We start from the raw sequence: 2,971 nt of genomic DNA on the forward strand, positions 1-2,971 counted from the left end.
GTTCTACCATACTCTCGCAGGTATGCCTCTGCGGACGTATCGAAAAGAAGCTGCTGTCTGTGCAGGTCCACCGCTGTGACTGCGGGCTGCTGCCCCTCCAAATGGACCTCTTTTACGCCTTCCTTGCTCGCTTCGTCTCCGAAGACAGGCTCGATGCACACCATACCAAGATGGCCTGTGGCCGGGTGCGGAACCGCTTCTGCGGCGGGCGGCCGTCGAGCTTCGGTCAACCTGCAAGCGGAGCCGGCCGTCGCCGTCTCCCACGTCCTCCGGGGTGTCAGAGCGGTGCGCCTGCCGAAAGGGAACGCCAGCCGACGATGAGAACGCACACGTCGTACCGCTTGGCTTCTCAAGCAAGTGGAAGGGGCGCGAGGATTCAGCGTGTCTCATCCCCAGAACCCCCTGGCTTTAGCCATGGGGAGGTTCAGACCACTAAAACTGACCATTTTGCTCTGCTCTCTCAAAGCGCCCAATAGGTGTTCGATTAACTTCGGTATGGTTGGCCAGAGATAATTGGAAGGCAGACGCACAAGGGAAAACAGGTTGTTCCGCTAATGTGGCAGGCATTAAGGCTATAATCCTGAAAAACGGATAAAGATTATCATTAACAATAAGCCCTCTTCTAAAATTTTAGAAGAGGGCTTATTTCTATTTAAATACTCTTTGCTTATGCATTTTCTTACATACCACCGCCAATGGTAGCGCCGAATTTCGGAATGACGATTTGATCGGCAATAGCAAAGACTTGGCGTGTTCCAGAAGTATCCGTAAAGAACAGGAGTCCTCCAAATCGGTTCGTTGACTCATGATACATTGTGAGTCTTTGATTTTCCCATTCTGCACTCTGCATGGAGACTTCTAATGTCTTTGTTTCTCCCGGATTGATTGGCTCCGATGGGGTTACCTTCATAGGACCACCATTTACTTCAGGATAGTTTTCATTCCAAGTATTTCCAGGGACATCGGGATTTAAAAACCTGACGTTAGCAGTTAAAAACTCTTTTAAAACGACAGGCTTATCACCGATATTTTTAACCTGCAAATGGAATGACAGGGTTCGGCCTGGAACATCGTAAGTCGCATCAGTGACTTCAGCTTGAATTAGAGCTGGTTCTGGAGGCAATGGTTTGATATAGTATTTTGTTTCCTGAATCGGTATCGTTATTGGATACTGAGCTCTTGTTATCATCGCTGCAGCTGCAACCAATACGATCGTTCCGATGGTAAACAGGAAACAAACCTGTCTATCCATGGGGCTGAATAGATCCTCCTTTCTTCCAGCTGCCACTAATCCAAGTCTTCTTGTGAATGGCTTAGAGCACCAATACACAAGCCAGACTACCGCAATGGCAGTGGTTAGCAGCGTCCAAGCTATCATTCGACCTTCACCATAATTTTCTAGATCGATTGTATTCCCTAACAAGGTCTTTACTGGATTGGTAAATCCACCAGTAGAACCTTCAATCGTCAAGAACTCTTCCGGTCCGATGAACGGTCCAGCTTCTTCCATACTAACCATAGGACCAACAGGCCATATTCCGGGTATTCTGGCTTGATTAATCATTTTATATTCGTAAACTCCTCCTTTTTCCAACACCACAGAATTAAATTGGAAGTATTTTTCATTAACAAAAATAGCCTTCCGCAACACCTGTGGTCCAGGAACGAAGAAGTTAAAGAAGGATATTCCTGAAAAAGGAATTTCTTGGGGCCATGTTGGCATGAGCATTACTTTACCCGTGCAGGTAAATTCGTCTCCGACTTTCACCCTATTGTTTGGAGTAAAGGAAAATCGGGTATCGAAAAAGGTAACGGTACGCATTCTCAAGAATGCCTCTTGAGATTTTGCTCCCATTCCCTGCACAGCAAAAAGAGATGACATAGGAGCCAGCATTAGCCCAGAGAGCAAAAGCGCTCCTCCTATACTGACTAATTTTTTCATCCCAGTTTCGCAGTTGAATATTTTCACTTCGTTTTCTCCTTTTGTGTTTGAGGGGAAGATTATCCATCCTCCCCTCTTCCTTATATACTTTATACCTTCGAATGTTTTATAAATTTCGTCCACCCGAAGAAATATCCGAAGTACCACCATATAAAGTACATAATGACCGAACAGAACCCTGAGAAAAATGCCGAGACTCCAAGCACGCCTCCAGCAAAGCTTCTCATTGTTCCTGTTTCGACCATACGGATGTACTCAGGAGTGGAGGTTCGGATGTATTCATATTGAATCAGGTCAGCAACACTCATGAGCTGTCCATAGTATTCCACAGGAACATGGTATGGAGCAATCATGGGCCAATTCGAAGGATAGAAGAGCCATCCCCACAGCTCTCCTCCGATTAGCGCAGTCACCACAAAGTTATTGGTGATCATTAAAACGCCATCGAGGACAATCGCTTGAGGAAGAAGCGTTTCAGGGAAAACGAAATTCAGAGGGTAGTGTGCCCAACCCCAGAAATTCCAATACCTGTTCATCCACTGACCAAAAAACAATCCAGCACAGCTAAAAGTTGCTCCTATAGGCGCTTTAAACTTTGTCCACAGTATAGCCTGACAAGCTGCTGGGAAAGTTATGTCCATGATAGGTGCAACTACTGGCCACCACATTCTATCTTTCCAGTCGATCCAGAAGGACCAGTCCCCGGCTGTCAGCATCTGATGGATGTGAAAGCCAGAAAGGATAGCAAGAAACATCGATACAAGAACGACTATGTCGAACTTTCTTTCGAGTGCCCTTGCTTCGGCTTCTGCAGCTACTTGTTGCATATTTTTCCTCCTTTTCTTTTGGAATGGCGAGTTGAATCAACCCGCCATTCCATCGAATCCTTTATTTCTTAGTATCAAACTTCACATAAAGCCGGATCCGTAGCTTTTTCAGGGTCGTTCAACACAACCGCAGGTGGCGTAGCCGGCTTGCCATAGTAGACCTGTTTGATCAGTTCTACCACTCTTGGGCAAATCTGGAGCC

Annotated in this window: 2 protein-coding genes; both read right to left on the reverse strand. The window is 46.3% G+C overall.

Features of this window, described 5'->3' with window-relative positions:
* Positions 1 to 679 precede the first annotated feature (679 nt).
* Positions 680 to 1,969: a bacterial ammonia monooxygenase, subunit AmoB gene (gene amoB / locus A7Q09_RS03580; protein ID WP_134389936.1), complete on the reverse strand. Its 1,290-nt coding sequence runs from the start codon at positions 1,967 to 1,969 to the stop codon at positions 680 to 682.
* 62 nt (positions 1,970 to 2,031) lie between these two features.
* Positions 2,032 to 2,769, reverse strand: a complete 738-nt coding sequence (gene amoA, locus A7Q09_RS03585; RefSeq protein WP_134389937.1) for a bacterial ammonia monooxygenase, subunit AmoA — start codon at positions 2,767 to 2,769, stop codon at positions 2,032 to 2,034.
* Positions 2,770 to 2,971 lie beyond the last annotated feature (202 nt).

Origin of the sequence: Methylacidiphilum sp. Yel (genome assembly GCF_004421185.1) — a bacterium.
In the GTDB taxonomy this organism is placed as follows: Bacteria; Verrucomicrobiota; Verrucomicrobiia; order Methylacidiphilales; family Methylacidiphilaceae; genus Methylacidiphilum.